14 protein-coding genes are annotated in these 16,180 nt (G+C 73.1%); 10 read left to right on the forward strand and 4 right to left on the reverse strand.

All coding sequences use genetic code 11. The features are described from left to right. Positions 1 to 9 precede the first annotated feature (9 nt). The 9 genes from ACFYYT_RS00775 to ACFYYT_RS00815 all read left to right on the forward strand — a co-directional run bounded on the left by ACFYYT_RS00775 (position 10) and on the right by ACFYYT_RS00815 (position 9,961). Positions 10 to 591, forward strand: a complete 582-nt coding sequence (locus tag ACFYYT_RS00775; RefSeq protein ID WP_351831058.1) for a helix-turn-helix domain-containing protein — start codon at positions 10 to 12, stop codon at positions 589 to 591. A 316-nt stretch (positions 592 to 907) separates the two neighbouring features. Further along, complete coding sequence (gene ureA / locus ACFYYT_RS00780) at positions 908 to 1,672, forward strand: urease subunit gamma (protein ID WP_351831055.1); 765 nt, start codon at positions 908 to 910, stop codon at positions 1,670 to 1,672. Then, complete coding sequence (locus ACFYYT_RS00785; protein WP_388606712.1) at positions 1,669 to 3,417, forward strand: urease subunit alpha; 1,749 nt, start codon at positions 1,669 to 1,671, stop codon at positions 3,415 to 3,417. The genes ureA and ACFYYT_RS00785 overlap by 4 nt, the downstream gene beginning before the upstream one ends. Before the next feature lie 106 nt (positions 3,418 to 3,523). Then, a complete protein-coding gene (locus tag ACFYYT_RS00790; protein ID WP_351821794.1) occupies positions 3,524 to 4,549 on the forward strand; it encodes an agmatine deiminase family protein in 1,026 nt (341 codons plus the stop codon). A gap of 86 nt (positions 4,550 to 4,635) precedes the next feature. Beyond that, complete coding sequence (locus ACFYYT_RS00795; protein WP_351821791.1) at positions 4,636 to 6,300, forward strand: ABC transporter substrate-binding protein; 1,665 nt, start codon at positions 4,636 to 4,638, stop codon at positions 6,298 to 6,300. Continuing rightward, positions 6,297 to 7,256, forward strand: coding sequence for an ABC transporter permease (locus ACFYYT_RS00800; protein WP_351821788.1), 960 nt, complete (start codon positions 6,297 to 6,299; stop codon positions 7,254 to 7,256). Before ACFYYT_RS00795 ends, ACFYYT_RS00800 begins: the two co-directional genes overlap by 4 nt. Further along, positions 7,253 to 8,107, forward strand: coding sequence for an ABC transporter permease (locus ACFYYT_RS00805; RefSeq protein ID WP_351821785.1), 855 nt, complete (start codon positions 7,253 to 7,255; stop codon positions 8,105 to 8,107). Before ACFYYT_RS00800 ends, ACFYYT_RS00805 begins: the two co-directional genes overlap by 4 nt. Further along, the gene (locus ACFYYT_RS00810) at positions 8,104 to 9,174 is read left to right on the forward strand and encodes an ABC transporter ATP-binding protein (RefSeq protein ID WP_351821782.1); all 1,071 of its coding nucleotides are present in this window, start codon (positions 8,104 to 8,106) and stop codon (positions 9,172 to 9,174) included. The genes ACFYYT_RS00805 and ACFYYT_RS00810 overlap by 4 nt, the downstream gene beginning before the upstream one ends. Continuing rightward, positions 9,164 to 9,961, forward strand: a complete 798-nt coding sequence (locus ACFYYT_RS00815) for an ABC transporter ATP-binding protein (protein ID WP_351821779.1) — start codon at positions 9,164 to 9,166, stop codon at positions 9,959 to 9,961. The genes ACFYYT_RS00810 and ACFYYT_RS00815 overlap by 11 nt, the downstream gene beginning before the upstream one ends. Before the next feature lie 68 nt (positions 9,962 to 10,029). Here ACFYYT_RS00815 and ACFYYT_RS00820 read toward each other — a convergent pair whose 3' ends face one another. Further along, positions 10,030 to 10,677, reverse strand: a complete 648-nt coding sequence (locus tag ACFYYT_RS00820; protein ID WP_351821776.1) for a TetR/AcrR family transcriptional regulator — start codon at positions 10,675 to 10,677, stop codon at positions 10,030 to 10,032. Between the two features lie 156 nt (positions 10,678 to 10,833). Between ACFYYT_RS00820 and ACFYYT_RS00825 the strand changes: the two genes are divergently transcribed. Further along, positions 10,834 to 11,985: an agmatine deiminase family protein gene (locus ACFYYT_RS00825; protein WP_351821773.1), complete on the forward strand. Its 1,152-nt coding sequence runs from the start codon at positions 10,834 to 10,836 to the stop codon at positions 11,983 to 11,985. A 77-nt stretch (positions 11,986 to 12,062) separates the two neighbouring features. Here ACFYYT_RS00825 and ACFYYT_RS00830 read toward each other — a convergent pair whose 3' ends face one another. From ACFYYT_RS00830 to ACFYYT_RS00840, 3 genes are all read right to left on the reverse strand, one after another. After that, positions 12,063 to 13,181 carry an LLM class flavin-dependent oxidoreductase gene (locus ACFYYT_RS00830; protein WP_351821771.1) on the reverse strand — a complete coding sequence of 373 codons (1,119 nt, stop codon included), beginning with the start codon at positions 13,179 to 13,181 and terminating at the stop codon, positions 12,063 to 12,065. An 11-nt stretch (positions 13,182 to 13,192) separates the two neighbouring features. Further along, positions 13,193 to 14,248, reverse strand: a complete 1,056-nt coding sequence (locus ACFYYT_RS00835; protein ID WP_351821768.1) for an LLM class flavin-dependent oxidoreductase — start codon at positions 14,246 to 14,248, stop codon at positions 13,193 to 13,195. Positions 14,249 to 14,502: 254 nt separating this feature from the next. Beyond that, entirely contained in the window at positions 14,503 to 15,531 is a 1,029-nt protein-coding gene (locus ACFYYT_RS00840) for an amino acid ABC transporter permease (RefSeq protein ID WP_351821765.1), read from the reverse strand. Positions 15,532 to 16,180 lie beyond the last annotated feature (649 nt).

The following is a 16,180-nucleotide window of genomic DNA, read 5'->3' on the forward strand; positions in this document are numbered from 1 at the left end:
GTGCGGGCCATGGCGTCTCGCAGCACTCAGATCCTCGAAGCGGCCGCCCGGGTGATCGCCCGGCGCGGGGTCCGCGGGCTGCGCGTGGAGGAACTCGCGGCCGAGGCCGGCGTTTCCACGGCCCTGATCTACTACCACTTCAAGGACCGCACGGGGGTGCTGCGCCAGACCCTTGAGTTCATCAATGACCGTGCGGAGAGCTACACCACCGACCGCGATCCGGACGCCCCGCCGCTCACCCCTCGGGAGGAGCTGGAGGAAACGTTGCTCCTGGAGCTCCAGGACACCGCGGAGGTACGGGAGAACAGCTCGGCCTGGGGTGAACTGCGGGCGAGCGCCGTCTTCGACGAGGTGCTGCGCGAGGACCTCGCCAGGGCCACCCTGGTCTGGGTCCAGGAGGTCGCCGCGCTGCTGGGCCAGGTGCAGCCGATGGCGCCCGCCTCCTCGCTCGCCGCCTCCGCCGAGCGGCTCACCGCCCTGCTGGAGGGGCTCAGCGTGCGCTGGCTCAGTGGCGGCACGCAGATCGGGCACGCGCGCGAGCTCATGCGCGGTGCCATCGACGCCGAACTGGCCGGGCTGCGACAGATCTGACCCGGCCGACGACGCCCTTCGCGGGCGGTCCGCCGGACGCGCGCTCCCCTTCGCCCTGCCGCCGGTTTCCCCGGCCTTTCCCGGCCCCTCATGGCCGGGACCTTTCGCTGTCCGAGCTATTGACTGAATTTTCAGTCAATGCCAGAGTGAGGCCGAGCCGCCGGTGGCCCCGCAACGCGCCGCCGTCGGGCCTCCCGGCCGGCCGGTGTCTTCCTCGCCCGGCCCCCGTTCTTCCCTGCGCCCGGCCTCGCCCGGTGGCCCCCCGCACCTGCCTTCCGGAAGAAGGAATGATCATGAAAGACACCGGGTGGGCGTCATGCCCCTGACCCCCACCGAACGTGATCGGCTGCTGTTGTTCACCGCCGCCGAACTGGCCCGGGCCCGCCGTGCGCGGGGTCTGCGGCTCAACGTCCCGGAAGCCACCGCCCTGATCGCCGACACGGTGTGCGAGGCGGCGCGCGACGGACTCCGCCTCGCCGAAGCCCTCGAACGCGGCCGCGGGGTTCTCGGTCCGGAGGACGTACTGCCGGGCGTCGTCGACATCGTGACCGAGGTGATGGTCGAGGCGGTGTTCGAGGACGGCAGCCGGCTCGCCGCGATCAGCGACCCCTTCGGAGCGCACCCCCGCGACGACGGGGCGCCCGGCGCCGTCCTGCCCGGCCCGGGCGCCGTCGCGGCCGCCGCGCCGGTGCTGACCCTCGCGGTGCGCAACACCGCGACCGTCCCGGTCAGCGTGACCTCGCACTTCCACTTCTTCGAGGCCAACCCGCGCCTCGACTTCGACCGGGCAGCCGCCTACGGGATGCGCCTCGCCGTCCCCGCCGGATCGTCCACCCGCTTCGACTCGGGGGACACCGTCGAGGTGGGCCTGGTCCCGATCGGCGGCGACCGGATCGCGATCGGCTTCGCGGGGCTGGTCGACGGCCCCCTCGACGCCCCCGGCGCCAAGGCGGAGGCCCTCCGCAGGGCCGCGGCCTGTGGCTATCTCGGCACGGGCAGCTCGCACGGGACCCCGCACGGCGCCCGGAAAACCGCGCAGGACGGCGCCCTGGGCGGCGCCCCGGAAGGAGCCCCGGCATGAGCAGACCGACCCGGCACGCCGACCACTGCGCTCCCGGCAGCCGGCACATCGACCCGCACGAGTACGCGGCCGTGCACGGCCCGCGCGCCGGTGACCGGGTCCGCCTGGGCGATTCGGGACTCGTCGTCCGCGTGGAGTACGACGCGCAGAAGCCGGGCGACGAGTTCCTGGCGGGCTTCGGGAAGACGGCCCGGGACGGCCTGCACCTGAAGGCGGCGGCGGTCCGCGAGACCTGTGACGTCGTGATCAGCAACGTCCTGGTGATCGACGCGGTCCTCGGCATCCGCAAGGTGTCGATCGGCATCCGCGAGGGCCGCATCCACGCGATCGGCCGGGCGGGCAACCCCGACACCCTCGACGGCGTGGACGTCGTCGTCGGCACCGGCACGACCATGATCTCCGGCGAGGGTCTGATCGCCACCGCCGGGGCCGTGGACACCCATGTGCACCTGCTCTCCCCCCGGATCATGGAGGCCTCGCTCGCGAGCGGCGTGACCACGATCATCGGCCAGGAGATCGGGCCGGCCTGGGGTGTGGGCGTCAACTCGCCCTGGGCCCTCAAGCACGGGTTCAACGCCTTCGACGCCTGGCCCGTCAACATCGGCTTCCTGGCCCGCGGCTCCTCCTCCGACGCGGCGCCGCTGGTGGAGGCGCTGGCCGAGGGCGGCGCCTGCGGCTTCAAGGTCCACGAGGACATGGGCGCCCACACCCGCGCCCTGGACACCGCGCTGCGGGTGGCCGAGGAGCACGACGTACAGGTCGCCCTGCACAGCGACGGCCTCAACGAATGCCTCTCCGTGGAGGACACCCTGCGCGTCCTGGACGGGCGGACCATCCACGCCTTCCACATCGAGGGCTGCGGCGGCGGTCACGTCCCGAACGTGCTGAAGATGGCGGGCGTGCCGAACGTCATCGGCTCCTCCACCAACCCCACCCTGCCCTTCGGCCGGGACGCGGTCGCCGAGCACTACGGCATGATCGTCTCCGTCCACGCGCTGAAACCGGACCTCCCCGGCGACGCCGCCATGGCCCGCGACCGGATCCGCGCGGGCACCATGGGCGCCGAGGACGTACTGCACGACCTCGGGGCCATCGGCATCACCTCCTCCGACGCGCAGGGCATGGGCCGCGCGGGCGAGACCATCCGCCGGACCTTCGCCATGGCCGCCAAGATGAAGGGCGAGCTGGGCCCCCTGGAGGGTGACGGCGAGGGCGACGACAACGCCCGCGTCCTGCGCTACATGGCCAAGCTGACGATCAACCCGGCCATCGCCCACGGCCTGGCCCACGAGATCGGCTCCATCGAGGTCGGCAAACTCGCCGACATCGTGCTCTGGCGCCCCCAGTTCTTCGGCGCCAAGCCGCAGCTGGTCCTCAAGTCCGGCTTCCCGGCCTACGGAGTCACCGGCGACCCCAACGCCGCCACCGACTGCTGCGAACCGCTCGTCCTCGGGCCCCTCTTCGGCGCCCACGGGGCCGCCCCGGCCGATCTCTCGGTGGCGTTCGTCAGCCGCGCCGCGGCCGAGTCGGGCTCCTTCGGCGCACCGTACGACGCCCTGGGCACCCGGCGTCGCCGGGTCGCCGTACGCGGAACCCGGGGCATCGGCCCGGGCGACATGGTCGGGAACGCGCGCCTGGGCGACGTCCACGTCGACCCCCGGTCCGGTCTCGTCACGCTCGACGGCGAGCCCCTGCGCTCGGAGCCTGCGCAGCAGGTCTCGCTGAACCGCCTCTATTTCCTCTGATTCCCCTGGGATCGCTCCCACCCCTCCGCTTTCACCCAGGCCTCAGCTCTTGACTGAATTTTCAGTCGGGTGGAAGACTCTGCCAACGAAAGAATCGAGACACCTCATGGCTGAATACCGAATGCCCGCCGAGTGGTCCGAGCACGAGGGCTGTCTGATGGCCTGGCCCACCCGCGAGGACCTGTGGGGGAGCGTCCTGGCCGACGTGAAGGAGGAGTACGCCGCCGTCGCCCGCGCCGTCGCCGCCTTCGAGCCCGTCACGATGGTCGCTCCGCCCGGACACGGCGAGGACGCCCGCTCCCACTGCGGCGCCGACGTCACCGTGATCGAGCTGCCGCTCGACGACTCCTGGTTCCGCGACTCCGCCCCGCTGTTCGTCCTCGACGGGGACGGCAACCGGGCCGGCGTCGACTTCCGGTTCAACGCCTGGGGCCGCAAGCACCACCCCTACGACTCCGACGACCGGGTCAGCGCCCTGCTGCTGGAGCACCTCGGCGCCGACCGCATCGCCTCCGACATGATCCTCGAAGGCGGTGCGATCACCGTCGACGGCGAGGGCACGCTGATCACCACCGAGCAGTGCCTGCTGCACCCCAACCGCAACCCCGGTATGACCCGCGACGGGATCGAGGCCGAACTGAAGGCCCGGCTCGGAGTCACCAAGGTCATCTGGCTGCCGTACGGCGGCCTGCTCGACACGGAGACCGACGGCCACGTCGACGGCGTCTGCGCCTTCGCCGCGCCCGGCACCGTCGTCGTCTCCCTGCCCGCCGACCCCGCCCACCCCGACCACGCCCGGATGCGTGCCAACCGCGCCGTCCTGGAGGCCTCCACCGACGCCCGAGGCCGCCGGCTGGCGATCGTCGACGTGCCGCAGACGGCGTTCGCGGCCCTCGGCGACGGCGAGATCGAGGTGTCGTACCTCAACTACTACCTCGCCAACGGCGGAGTCGTCGTCCCCGTCGCCGGGGTGCCCCAGGACGAGGAAGCCCTCGCCGTCATCGCCGCCGCGCACCCGGGCCGCAAGGTCGTCGGCGTGCGGGCGCTCGCCCTCGCGTTCGGCGGCGGCGGCGTCCACTGCATCACCCAGCAGATCCCCGCCGCCCGCACCGCGGCGCGCGCCGAAGGCTGACCCGGACACCGGCCGTTCCCCGCGGACCGCGCCGCCGGTCCGCCCGCTCCTCCCCCCGCATCCCTCACGGAAAAGAGAGCGCGACGATGACCACCTCCCCACCCCGCGCGAGCAGACGCCCCCACCGGGGGGCCGTCCGCCGCGCCGCGGCCCTCGCCACCGCCGCCCTGACCTCCCTCGCCCTGCTCACGGCCTGCGGCGGTCCGCCCAAGGACAGCGGCGGCCTCACCGACGTCCGGCTCTCCGCCTCCACGCCCCCCGCCCGGGGCGACATCGACTCCTTCAGCTGGGCCCTGTACGCCGAACCGCCCACCCTCGACTACACGGTGGCCTTCGACTACCCGCAGAACACCATCCTGTCCAACGTGTGCGAGAGCCTGATGCGCTGGACCCCGGGCCTGACCACCGAGCCCGGTCTCGCCCAGAAGGCGTCCAACCCCGATCCCACCACCTGGGTCTACGACCTGCGCCCCGGCGTGCGCTTCCACGACGGCAAGGAGATGACCGCGGACGACGTGGTCTTCAGCCTCGGCCGGCAGCGGGACCCCGACAACGCCGCCGCCTGGGCCCAGGTCTTCCAGAACGTCTCCGCCGTCACCAAGAGCGGCCCGCTCCAGGTCACCGTCACGCTCAAGAAGCCCGACTCGCAGTTCCCCCAGTACATGGCCACCGCCGCCGGAGTGGTGGCCTCCAAGGCGGCGGTCGAGGCGGCGGGCAAGGACTACGGCACCACCGGCGGCCTCGCCTGTACCGGCCCCTTCCAGCTCGGCACGTGGAACAAGGGCCAGTCGATCGAACTCGACCGCTTCGACGGCTACTGGGGCACCAAGGCCAAGGCGAAGAAGGCGGTCTTCCGCATCCTCACCGACCCCTCCGGCCGCACCAACGCCATGCTCAGCGGAGAGGTCGACGGCGGCTACCTGATCCCCACCGAGAGCTACGCCCGCCTGCGCGACAGCGGCGCGGGCACCCTGTACTTCGGTGAGGGCCTGAGCACCGTCAACGTCAACGTCACCGATATGAAGGGCCCCCTCGGCGACGTCCGCGTCCGCCGGGCCCTGTCGCTGGCGCTGGACCGCGGCGGATTCGTCAAGGCGGGACTGGGGGGCGCCGGCACCGCCACCAACTCCCTGACCACCCGGGCCGCCTGGGCCGCCGCCCCCGAGCACACCCTGAAGACGGCCTTCGACAGCCTGCCGCCCACCGGCCAGGACATCGAGCGGGCCAAGGCCCTGATCAAGGAGGCCGGGGCCGAGGGCAAGACCCTGACCATGGCCACCAGCTCCATAGGTCAGGACGTCTCCCTCCTCGCCACCGCCGTCCAGGCGGCCGGGACCCGGATCGGCCTGGACGTCAAACTGAAGACCATCGCCCCGAACGCCTTCACCGCGCTGTTCACCGACCCCGGGGCGCGCGAGGGCATCGACATGTTCCCGCTCACCTACTACGACTCGATCACCGACCCCCTCGACCTGCTGTCGAACTTCAAGACCGGCGCGTACATGAACTTCGGCGGGTACAGCGACCCCGAGTACGACCGTCTCGTCGAACAGGCCGCCGCCGTCTACCCCGTCGGGGAACGGCTGGAGATCGAGGCCAAGCTCCAGCACCGGGCCTCCGAGCAGCTGCTGTGGATCCCCGTCGCCGAATGGCCGACCGCGCTGTTCCTGGGCAAGCGGATCACCGGGGCGCCCACCACCATCTCGTACATGTACTACCCGTGGGCCGCCGACGTGGGGGCCGCACAGTGAGCTTCGTCCGCTTCGCCGTACGACGGGTGGCGGAGATGGCCGCCACCCTGTTCGTCGCCTCTTTCGTGGTCTTCGGCGCCCTGTACCTGGCCCCCGGCAGCCCGGCGAGCTTCCTGCTCGCCGGCCGGTCGGCCTCCCCGGAGGCCCTCGCCGCGATCAACGCCCAATACCACCTCGACGACCCCTTCCTCGTACGGTACTTCCGCTGGCTCGGGGACGTGGTGCGGGGCGACTTCGGGCGCTCGATCACCTACCGCACCGACGTATCGAACCTGCTGGCGGACCGGCTGCCCGTGACGCTGCTGCTGATCGCCATGGCCCTCGTCGTGGTCGTCGCCGTCGGTCTGTTCCTGGGCCGGATCGCCGCCGTCCGCGGCGGGGGCACCGACTCCGCGATCCTCGTCACCACCACCTTCGCCGTCGGCACCCCCTCCTTCGTCGCGGCCGTCCTGCTCCAGGGGCTCTTCGCCGTCCAGCTCGGCTGGTTCCCCAGCAGCGGCGCCGGCGACGGACTCGCCGACATGCTCTGGCACCTCGCGCTGCCCGCCGTCGCCCTGGCGCTCTACCTGATCGGCATGCTCGCCCGGGTCACCCGCTCGGCCATGCTCGAAGCCCTCGACAGCGAGCACGTCACCGTCGCCCGCAGCCGGGGCGTCCCCGAACGGCAGGTCATCCGGCGGCACGTCTTCCGCAACTCCCTCGGGACGGTCCTGACCACCGGCGGACTGATCGTCTCCACCCTCCTGGTGTGCACCATCCTCGTGGAGACGGCCTTCAGCATCGGCGGGATCGGCCAGCTCCTCGAACTGTCCACCACCACCAAGGACTTCCCGACCGTCCAGGCCATCTCCCTGATCATCGTCGCCCTCTTCATGGCCGTGAACCTGGTCGTGGACCTGCTGCTGCCCCTGGTGGACCCACGGGTCACCCTCGGCACGAGAGGGGCCGCCGCATGAGCGCCGTCCTCACCCGCCGCCCCGGCCTCGGCCGGATCCGCGCCACGGGTTCCCCGCTGCACCTGCTGTGCCTGGGCCTCGTCGCCGTCGTGGTCCTCGCCGCCCTGCTCGCCCCCTGGCTGGTGCCCCACGACCCCAACGCCGTCGACCTCGGCAACGCCCTCGCCGGACCCTCCGCCGCGCACCCGCTCGGCGCGGACGCCGCGGGCCGCGACACCCTCTCCCGGCTGCTGCTCGGCGCGCGCACCTCCCTGCTCGGCCCGCTGGGCGTCGTCGTCTTCTCCACCGTCGCCGGCATCGCCGTCGGCACGGCCGCCGCCTGGCGCGGCGGCTGGCTCGACTCCGTCCTGTCCCGCAGCACGGAGCTGGTCTTCGCCTTCCCCGGCATGCTGCTCGCCATCCTGATCATCTCCGTCTACGGCGAAGGGCTGCTCGCCCCCGTCCTCGCGCTGGCCGTCGCCTACCTGCCCTACGTCAGCCGGCTCACCCGCTCGCTGGTCCTCGCCGAACGCGCCCGCCCCTACGTGAGCGCCTACCGGGTCCAGGGCCACTCGGCGCTCCAGATCTGCCTGCGCCACATCCTGCCCAACATCGCCCCGGTCGTCCTCGCGCAGTCCACCGTCAACTTCGGGTACGCCCTCATGGACCTCGCCGGCCTGTCCTTCCTCGGACTGGGCGTTCCGGCCCTCACGCCCGACTGGGGCCGCATGGTCTTCGACGGGCAGAGCGCCGTCCAGCACGGCTACCCGCTGTCCGCCGTCCTGCCCTGTGCCTTCATCGTGCTGACCGTGGTCGCCTTCAACGTGGTGGGCGAACGATGGGCCGACCGCATCGCCAGGAGGGACCGATGACCCAGACGAGCCCCACCAGTCCGACCGGCCCCACCAGTCCGACCGGCCCCGTCGGTTCCGGCAGCCCGGAGACAGCCGTGGAATCCCCGCACACGCTCGACATCCAGGGGCTGCGGATCACGCTGCCCGGCACCGCCCGGCCCGTCCTCGACGGAGTCGACCTCACCGTCGCCGCCCGGGAGACCGTCGCCCTCGTCGGCGAGTCCGGCTCCGGCAAGACCCTCACCTCCCGCAGCGCCCTGAACCTGCTGCCGCGCGGTGCGGTCGTCGAGGGTGCCGTCCGGGTCGCCGGCGAGGACGTGCTCGCCATGGACACCGGCCGGCTGCGCGACGTACGCGCCACCTCCGTCGCCATGGTCTTCCAGGACCCGCGCGCCGCCGTCAACCCGCTGCGCCGCATCGGGGACTTCCTCACCGAGAGCGTCACCCTCACCGGCGCCATGAGCCGTACGGACGCCACCGCGCGCGCCCTCGCACTCCTGCGGGCCGTCGGCCTGGACGAAGCGGTCCTGCGCAAGTACCCCGGCCAGGTCTCCGGCGGCATGCTCCAGCGGGTCGTCATCGCGGCGGCCCTCATGGGGGACCCGGCGCTGCTGCTCGCCGACGAGCCCACCACGGCGCTCGACGTCAGCAGCCAGGCCGAGGTGATCGCCCTCCTGGCCGCGCTCCGCGAACGCTTCGGCACCGCCCTGCTGTTCGTCACCCACGACCTGGACCTCGCCGCCGCCATCAGCGACCGCGTCTACGTCATGTACGCCGGACGGATCGTGGAGACCGGCCCGGCCGAGGTCCTCTTCTCCCGCCCCCGCCACCCGTACACCGCCGCCCTCCTCGCCTCCACCCCGCGGATGGACGGCCCCCGAGGCAGGCTCGCCGCCATCGAGGGCCAGCCGCCGGACCTGCGGGAACCGCTGCACGGCTGTGCCTTCGCCGCCCGCTGCCCGCTGGCCACCGAGGTGTGCGACCAGCGCGCCCCGCAGCAGTCGGCCGCCCCCGGCCGGCCGGCGCACCGGGCCGCCTGCCACCACAGCGACCTGCTCGAAGGGAGCGCCGTCGATGCCCGATAACGTACTGGAGGTCACCGGGCTGCGCCGTTCCTTCGGCTCCGTCCGCGCCGTCGACCACGTCTCCTTCGCCCTCCCCGAGGGCGGATCGCTGGGCATCGTGGGCGAGTCCGGATCCGGCAAGACGACCACGGCCCGCATCGTCGTCGGCCTGGAACGCGCCGACGACGGGGACGTTCTGGTCCGGGGCCGGTCCCGGACCGGGCACGCCCGGGGCCGGGCCGCGCGCCTGGCCCGCGCCCGCGAGATCCAGATGGTCTTCCAGGACCCGTACCTCTCCCTCGATCCGCGCACCAGCGTGGAAGCGGCCCTGCGCGAAACGCTGGGCCTGCACTTCCCCGGACGCGACCACGCGGGGCGCGTACGCGAACTGCTCGACCAGGTGGGTCTGGGCACCCGGGCCGCCGACGCCCTGCCGCGCCGGCTCTCCGGCGGTCAGCGCCAGCGCGTCGCCATCGCCCGGGCCCTCGCCGTCGAACCGGCCGTCCTCGTCCTGGACGAGGCCGTCGCCGCGCTCGACGTCTCCGTGCAGGCGCAGATCCTGAACCTGCTGGCCGACGTCAGGGAGCAGACGGGGATCGGGTACCTCTTCATCACCCACGACCTCGGCGTCGTACGGTGCGTCACCGACGAGATCGTCGTGATGCGGCACGGGGCCGTGGTCGAACAGGGCAGCACCCAGGAGGTGCTGGCCGCACCCCGGCACCCGTACACCCGGCTGCTGCTGGAGTCCGTACCCCGCCCGGGCTGGGATCCGGCGGCCATCGCCGAGGCCCGGCGGGCGCTGTAGCCGGGGGGGGCGGGCCGGCACTGTCGCCGGGGGCGGGCGGGCGCTGTGGCCGGGGGCGGCCGCGCGGATCAGCTCCCGGGCCGGGTCCCGGCGGCGAGCGTACGGATCAACGTGCGCAGCACCGCGCCGGAGTCGACCTCGGAGCCCAGCGACTCGGCAGCCGCGAGGCCGTCCACGGCGGCGGCGACGGCCTCGCCGAGCAGGACCGGGTCGACGCCCCCGCCCCGCTCCTCGGCCAGGACCCGGAACAGCGTGACGAAGCAGCCGCGCCAGCGCACGTACTCCGCCTCCAGCGACTCCCGGACCCGGGCGTCGTTCAGGGCGTGCCAGTGCAACGCCGAGTGCAGGTGGGAGAGTTCCGCGCCTTCGGGCCGGGCCAGCAGCCCGACCACCCGCTCGGCCCGCTCCTGGAACGGCCCGGGGGCGGAAGCCGCCTCCTCCAGGGGGTGGATCCACTCGGGCCGGATGTCCTCGATGACGGCCAGGACGAGATCGGTCCGGTCCTGGAAGTGGTAGTGGCACATTCCGTGCGAAACGCCGCACAGCGCCGCCACGTTGCGCGTGGTGAACCGTTCGCTCATCCCGCCCGCCAGCAGGGTCCGGGCGGCGGCGATCAGCCCGGCCCGGGTCTGTTCGCCCTTCGCCGAGACCCGGGGCCGCCGCGTGCGCGCAGGGGGAGCGGACTGGTCCGGTGGGTTCTTCGCGGATGCGGCCATGGCGTCACTCTAACGATCCTCCAACCCGCCACCTGCGGCTTCTCCCGAACCGCCGGAATGACCGCGTCGAAACTATTGACCGAGCGCTTGGCCAGTTTTAGCTTTCGGGTCAACCCCGCTACCGCTGCGGGGAGTTGCCCCCCAAGGAGACCCCTCATGAACGATCACGCAGCACGCCCGCCCGCCGGCGGCATGGCCAGGCGCAGCTTCCTGGCGGCCGCGGGACTCACCGCCGCGACCGCCGCGCTGGCTGCGGCCGAAGGACGGGCCCGGGCGGCCGCCCGTCCCGCCCCGGCGGCGGGCACCCTCCGCGTCCCGAGCGAGGACGTGCGCCACACCCGCACCTGGATGGCGTGGCCCGACAGCACCTCCATCTGGGGCAGCACCCTCAGCGGGGTCCAGTCGGACATCGCCCTCATCGCCCGCACCATCGCCGCGTACGAGCCGGTGTTCCTCTGCGCGAACCCGGCCGGCGCCGCCAAGGCCCGCTCCCAGTGCGGTCCGGCCGTCACCGTCGTCACCACCATCCCCGTCGACGACTGCTGGATGCGCGACACCGGCCCCGTCTTCCGCACGGACGGGGCGGGCGGCCTCGACGCCGTGGGCCTGAACTTCAACGGCTGGGGCAACAAGCAGACCCACTCCAAGGACGCCCTCGTCGCCGGCCGGATCGCCGCCTACGTCGGCGCCCCCTTCACCGCCGCGGCCCTGGTGGGCGAGGGCGGCGCCGTCGAACAGGACGGCGCCGGCACCCTGATGGCCACCCGCAGCAGCCTGGTGAACCGCAACCGCAACCCCAACATGTCCCAGGCACAGGTCGAGGCCGCGCTGCGCACCGCCTACGGCGCCTCCACGGTCATCTGGTTCGACGGCGTCAGCGGCCAGGACATCACCGACGACCACGTCGACGCGACCTCCCGCTTCCTGGCCCCCGGCAAGGCCCTCGTCCAGATGCCCCTGGCCTCGGACAACGACGCGTACGCCAAGGACGCCCGGCAGCAGTACCAGGTCCTCGCCGCGGCCACGAGCGCGGGCGGCGCCCGCATGACCGTCGACAAGCTCCAGGGACCCGACTACGGCAAGATCCGCTCCACCAACCGGGACTTCCTCGCCTCCTACGCCAACTACTACGTGTGCAACGGCGCCGTCATCAGCGGCCAGTTCGGCGACACCCGGGCCGACGCCGCCGCCAAGGCCACCCTGACCCGGCTCTTCCCCGGCCGCACGGTCGAGCAGCTCAACATCGACCGCCTCGGCACGGGCGGGGGCGGCATCCACTGCGTCACCCAGCAGCAGCCGGTGCCCTAACCCCGCACCCCATGCACGGCATCCCATGCCCCGCACCCCATGCACGGCACCCCCGGACCCCGCCGCCCGGTTCCGCGTCAGTCCCGGCGCGCCCACTCCTCGGCGAGCAGCCGGTACGAGCGGACCCGGTCGGCGTGGTCGTGGGTGATGGTGGTGATCAGGAGTTCGTCGGCGCCGGTGGCCTCCCGGAGCCGCTCCAGGTGGTCGGCCACGGTCGCGGGGGAGCCTACGAACCGCGTCTCCACCCGGTCGGCCACCAGGGCGTCATCGGCCTCCGTCCACGGCAGCCGCCGCGCCTCGGCGGGCGACGGATAGGGGATGGCGCCCTCGCCGGTCCGGATGCTGCGCACCCACGGCGCGTACCCGGTGGCCAGCTCACGGGCCCCGGCGTCGTCCTCGGCGACCACCACGTCGGCGGACACCGTCAGGTGGGGCCGCTCCAGCCCGGCCGAGGGCTTGAACGCGGCCCGGTAACCCTCGGCCGCCTCCAGCACGCTCGCCGGGCTGACGTGGTAGTTCGCGGCGAAGCGGAGCCCGTTCGCGCCCGCGGTCTCGGCGCTCACCCCGCCACTGCTGCCGAGGATCCACACCTGTACGTCGGCCCCCTCGCCGGGGACGGCATGCGCCTCGACGCCCTCCGGGGAGCGGTACTCGCCGCGCAGCAGGGCCAGTACGTCGGCCACCTGCGCGGCGTAGTCCTGCGGCCGCGCCCCGGGCAGGTTCAGCAGCCGCTGCTGGAGGGCCAGGCGCGGGTGGCCCAGCAGAGGGGCGAAGGAGAAGCGCGCCGGGATCCTCAGCCCGCCCGCCGTCCACCCCTCGAAGGGCGGCTCCGCGTCGGGCGCGGGCGCCTGGGGCCGGCCCGCCGAGCGGCCCAGACCGAGGTCGAGGCGGCCCGGGTGGAGGGCGTCGATGAGGCCGAACTCCTCGACGGTCGACAGGGCGGTGCGGTGCCCCAGCTGCACGGCCCCCGACCCGAGGCGGATCTTCGTGGTCGCGGAGGCGGTCAGCGCGAGCACGACCGCCGGGGAGGTCCCGGCGACCCCGGGGTTGAGGTGGTGCTCCGCGAACCAGTAACGGGCGTACCCGAACCGTTCCGTCTGCCGGGCCAGGTCGATGCTGCGGTGCAGGGCCTCGGCGGCGGTGGAACCAGAGGTGACCGGGACGAGGTCGAGGACCCCCAGGGGCGTGCGGGACATGGCCGGGCTCCTTACAGATCGGGGGAGGAGGGGAAGACGGGATCAGGGATCGAGCGGCGCAGCACCGGAGCGACCCGCGACTGGAACAGTTCCAGCGAGGCCCGGTGCTCCGCCTCGGTCAGCCCGCCCGGCTCCGCCTGGACGTGGAGCACCGTGTGCCCGAACTCCTCGTGGTAGCGGTGCACCTTCTCGATCACCTGCTGCGGGCTGCCGATCAGCGCCGAACTCCGCTCGACGAAGTCCTCCAGGGTCGGGAAGACCGGCTCCAGCCCCTGCGCCCGGTGCAGGTCGAGGTACCGGGCGAAGGCCGGCCGGTACGCGGCCACCGCCCCTTGCGAGGTGGGCGCCGTGTGGAAGCCCGCCGTGCCCGCGCCCACGACCGCGCGGGCCGGATCGTGCCCGTAGTGCGCCCAGCGCTCGCGGTAGTGCCGGATCAGCTCGGCGTAGGGGCCGATGGGATGGGTGACGTTCGCCGAGAACAGCGGATCGCCGTGGCGCGCCGCGAGATCGACGGACTCCCGGCTGGTGGCGCTGCCGTGCCAGACCCGCAGCGTCCGCTGGTACGGCCGGGGCAGCACCTCGGCGCCGCTCAGCGCGGGCCGGAACCGCGGCCGCGCGGTCACCTCGTCCTCGTGCCAGATCCGCCGGAACAGCTCGTATCCTTCGGAGTTGCGCTCCCACTGGTCCTCGGGGGTCACGTCGAACAGCTCGCGCTGCGCCGTGCCGTTCCCCTTGCCGATCATCAGCTCCAGGCGCCCGTCGCTGAGGTGGTCGAGCGTCGCGTAGTCCTCGTACGCGCGCACCGGGTCCAGCAGGCTCAGGGTGGTCACGGCGGTGTAGAGCCGGATGCGGCGGGTCAGCGCCGCGATGTGCGCCAGTACCACGGGCGGCGACGACGACAGGAACGGCCGCTCGTGCCGTTCGCCGACCCCGAAGCCGTCGAAGCCCAGCTCCTCCGCCCGCACCGCCGCGGCGACCACCTGCCGGAACCGCTCGCGCGTGGGGGTCGCGGCTCCCGTCGCCGGGTCCGGGGTGTCGGTGATCAGGGTGATGGCCAGGAACTTCACGGGGCAGCGGCCTCCGTTCGCTCGGTAACTCCGTTACGAGGAAAGGGAATTCGAGCCGAAGCCCCTTTCCGTCCATTCCCCGAAAACGCTACGCCCGGTCCATGGGCCGCACCATGACCGCAGTGTTAAATGACCGCGGCCGCGATATCGGGACGCGGGAATTCGTTTCGCGCTTTCGCCCGTCGTGGGCACGGCGCCGGCCGGTGCAATGAGGCGGGGCGGACGGGAGGGCCGCAGCCGGCGCGGCGTCCGGGTCAGTGGCCGCCGGATGCCGTCACCGCGTGCAGCCGGCCCCGCAGGGCCGCTAGCCGGACGCGCAGTCGCCGGGCCGGGGTGGGCGGCAGACCGCGGGAGGAGCCGCGTGCGTAGTACCGCTCGACGTAGTACTGGCCGGCGCTCAGCACGCTCGTGACGGCGATGTACCAGAGCGTGGCCACCATCAGCAGCGGGATCACCCGGTAGTTCTGGTTGTAGACCAACTGCACCGAGTACAGCAGGTCGTGGACGGCCAGCACGCTGACGATGCTGGTGCCCTTGAGCGTGCCGATCAGCATGTTCCCCGCGGTCGGCACGATCGAGCGCATCGCCTGCGGGACGACGATCCGGCGCAGCGTGCGCCGTCGCCCCAGGCCGAGCGCCTGCGCCGCCTCGGTCTGGCCGGGGTCCACGGAGAGGATGCCGCCGCGCACCACCTCGGCCGCGTACGCCGTCTCGTGGAGGGTCAGCCCGATGACGGCGGTGAGGGTCGGGCCGAGCAGGTTCACCGTCTTGAGGGTGAAGAGCTGCGGGCCGTAAGGGATACCGAGGCCGAGGGTGGGGTACAGGGCGCCGATGTTGAACCAGAACAGCAGCTGCACCAGCAGCGGAGTGGACCGGAAGACCCACACGTAGCCCCAGCTCAGCGTGCGCAGCACCGGATTGGCGGACAGCCGCATCACCGCGAGCAGGGTGCCGAACAGGAAGCCGAGCGCCATCACCGCGCCGGTCAGCCACAGGGTCAGCAGCAGCCCGTCGAGTACGGCGGAGCTGGTGAAGTACCGTCCTACCACCTCCCATTGGAAGGCGTCGTTGCGTACGACGGAGACCAGCACCAGCGCGAAGACCAGCAGCGCGGCGGCGGCCGACAGCCGGCGGCCGGTGCGCCGGCGCGGCACGATCGGCGGCAGGTGCCGGCCGCCGTGCGGCGTCGGCCGCTCGGGGCCGGGGAGGGAGCTGGGGACGGGGCTGGGGACGGCCGTCAGGGCGGGACCGGCGGCGTCGGAAACCTCGGAAGGGGTGGCCATGGGGAGGCTCTCCAGGGAAGGGTCGCGGGCGTGGACGGGTCATCCGGCCGCACGCTGCCGCCGGGAATCCCTTGCTCGGGTCATCACGCTCACCGCGTCCCTCAACGCGGGCACAGCGGCCTTCCCGCACGGGGGAGCCGCTCCGCCGTCGATCGTATGCGCCTGCCGCCCGCCCCTGTCAACCACGCCCGCTGTGGTGCGGCGGCGCCCGTCCGGATCCGGGCCGTTGCTTGACGAAGAGCCGGATGTCCTGTTCAAGTAGGCGCATGAACGCCCATCAGCGCCTCGTTTCGCGCGACTACATCGACTTCGGTCGCGTGTGGTCCGCCGCGTGTTGCGCCTGATGCGGCAGCGGGCTGTCTGACCGGCCCTTCCCTCCCTCGGTGACCCCGTCGCGGGCCGAGAACTCCCTTCCGCACCCCCACCGGGCAGCGCGGCCGGCCGCCCCCGAACGGGCGCGCCGCCCGTCGGCCCGGGTGTGCGCTGCCGCCGTCCCGGACCCTTCCGACGCTCCGCGTCGTCACGCCCGCACCGCCCCGCCCGCACCGCCCCGCCCGCACCGCCCCGCCCGCACCCGAGCACGTCTGACGTTCCCCCACCCACGGTCCCGCCGTCCCGCCGACGGTCGCCGCGTCCTGCCCGCCCGCGG

It is taken from the genome of Streptomyces sp. NPDC002032, from assembly GCF_042890765.1.
Taxonomy (GTDB): domain Bacteria; phylum Actinomycetota; class Actinomycetes; order Streptomycetales; family Streptomycetaceae; genus Streptomyces.

Coding starts and splice junctions, on each gene's coding strand:
- ACFYYT_RS00775 (WP_351831058.1), top strand. CDS start 10: ATGGCGTCTCGCAGCACTCAGATCCTCGAAGCGGCCGCCCGGGTGATC.
- ureA (WP_351831055.1), top strand. CDS start 908: ATGCCCCTGACCCCCACCGAACGTGATCGGCTGCTGTTGTTCACCGCC.
- ACFYYT_RS00785 (WP_388606712.1), top strand. CDS start 1,669: ATGAGCAGACCGACCCGGCACGCCGACCACTGCGCTCCCGGCAGCCGG.
- ACFYYT_RS00790 (WP_351821794.1), top strand. CDS start 3,524: ATGGCTGAATACCGAATGCCCGCCGAGTGGTCCGAGCACGAGGGCTGT.
- ACFYYT_RS00795 (WP_351821791.1), top strand. CDS start 4,636: ATGACCACCTCCCCACCCCGCGCGAGCAGACGCCCCCACCGGGGGGCC.
- ACFYYT_RS00805 (WP_351821785.1), top strand. CDS start 7,253: ATGAGCGCCGTCCTCACCCGCCGCCCCGGCCTCGGCCGGATCCGCGCC.
- ACFYYT_RS00810 (WP_351821782.1), top strand. CDS start 8,104: ATGACCCAGACGAGCCCCACCAGTCCGACCGGCCCCACCAGTCCGACC.
- ACFYYT_RS00815 (WP_351821779.1), top strand. CDS start 9,164: ATGCCCGATAACGTACTGGAGGTCACCGGGCTGCGCCGTTCCTTCGGC.
- ACFYYT_RS00820 (WP_351821776.1), bottom strand. CDS start 10,677: ATGGCCGCATCCGCGAAGAACCCACCGGACCAGTCCGCTCCCCCTGCG.
- ACFYYT_RS00825 (WP_351821773.1), top strand. CDS start 10,834: ATGAACGATCACGCAGCACGCCCGCCCGCCGGCGGCATGGCCAGGCGC.
- ACFYYT_RS00830 (WP_351821771.1), bottom strand. CDS start 13,181: ATGTCCCGCACGCCCCTGGGGGTCCTCGACCTCGTCCCGGTCACCTCT.
- ACFYYT_RS00840 (WP_351821765.1), bottom strand. CDS start 15,531: ATGGCCACCCCTTCCGAGGTTTCCGACGCCGCCGGTCCCGCCCTGACG.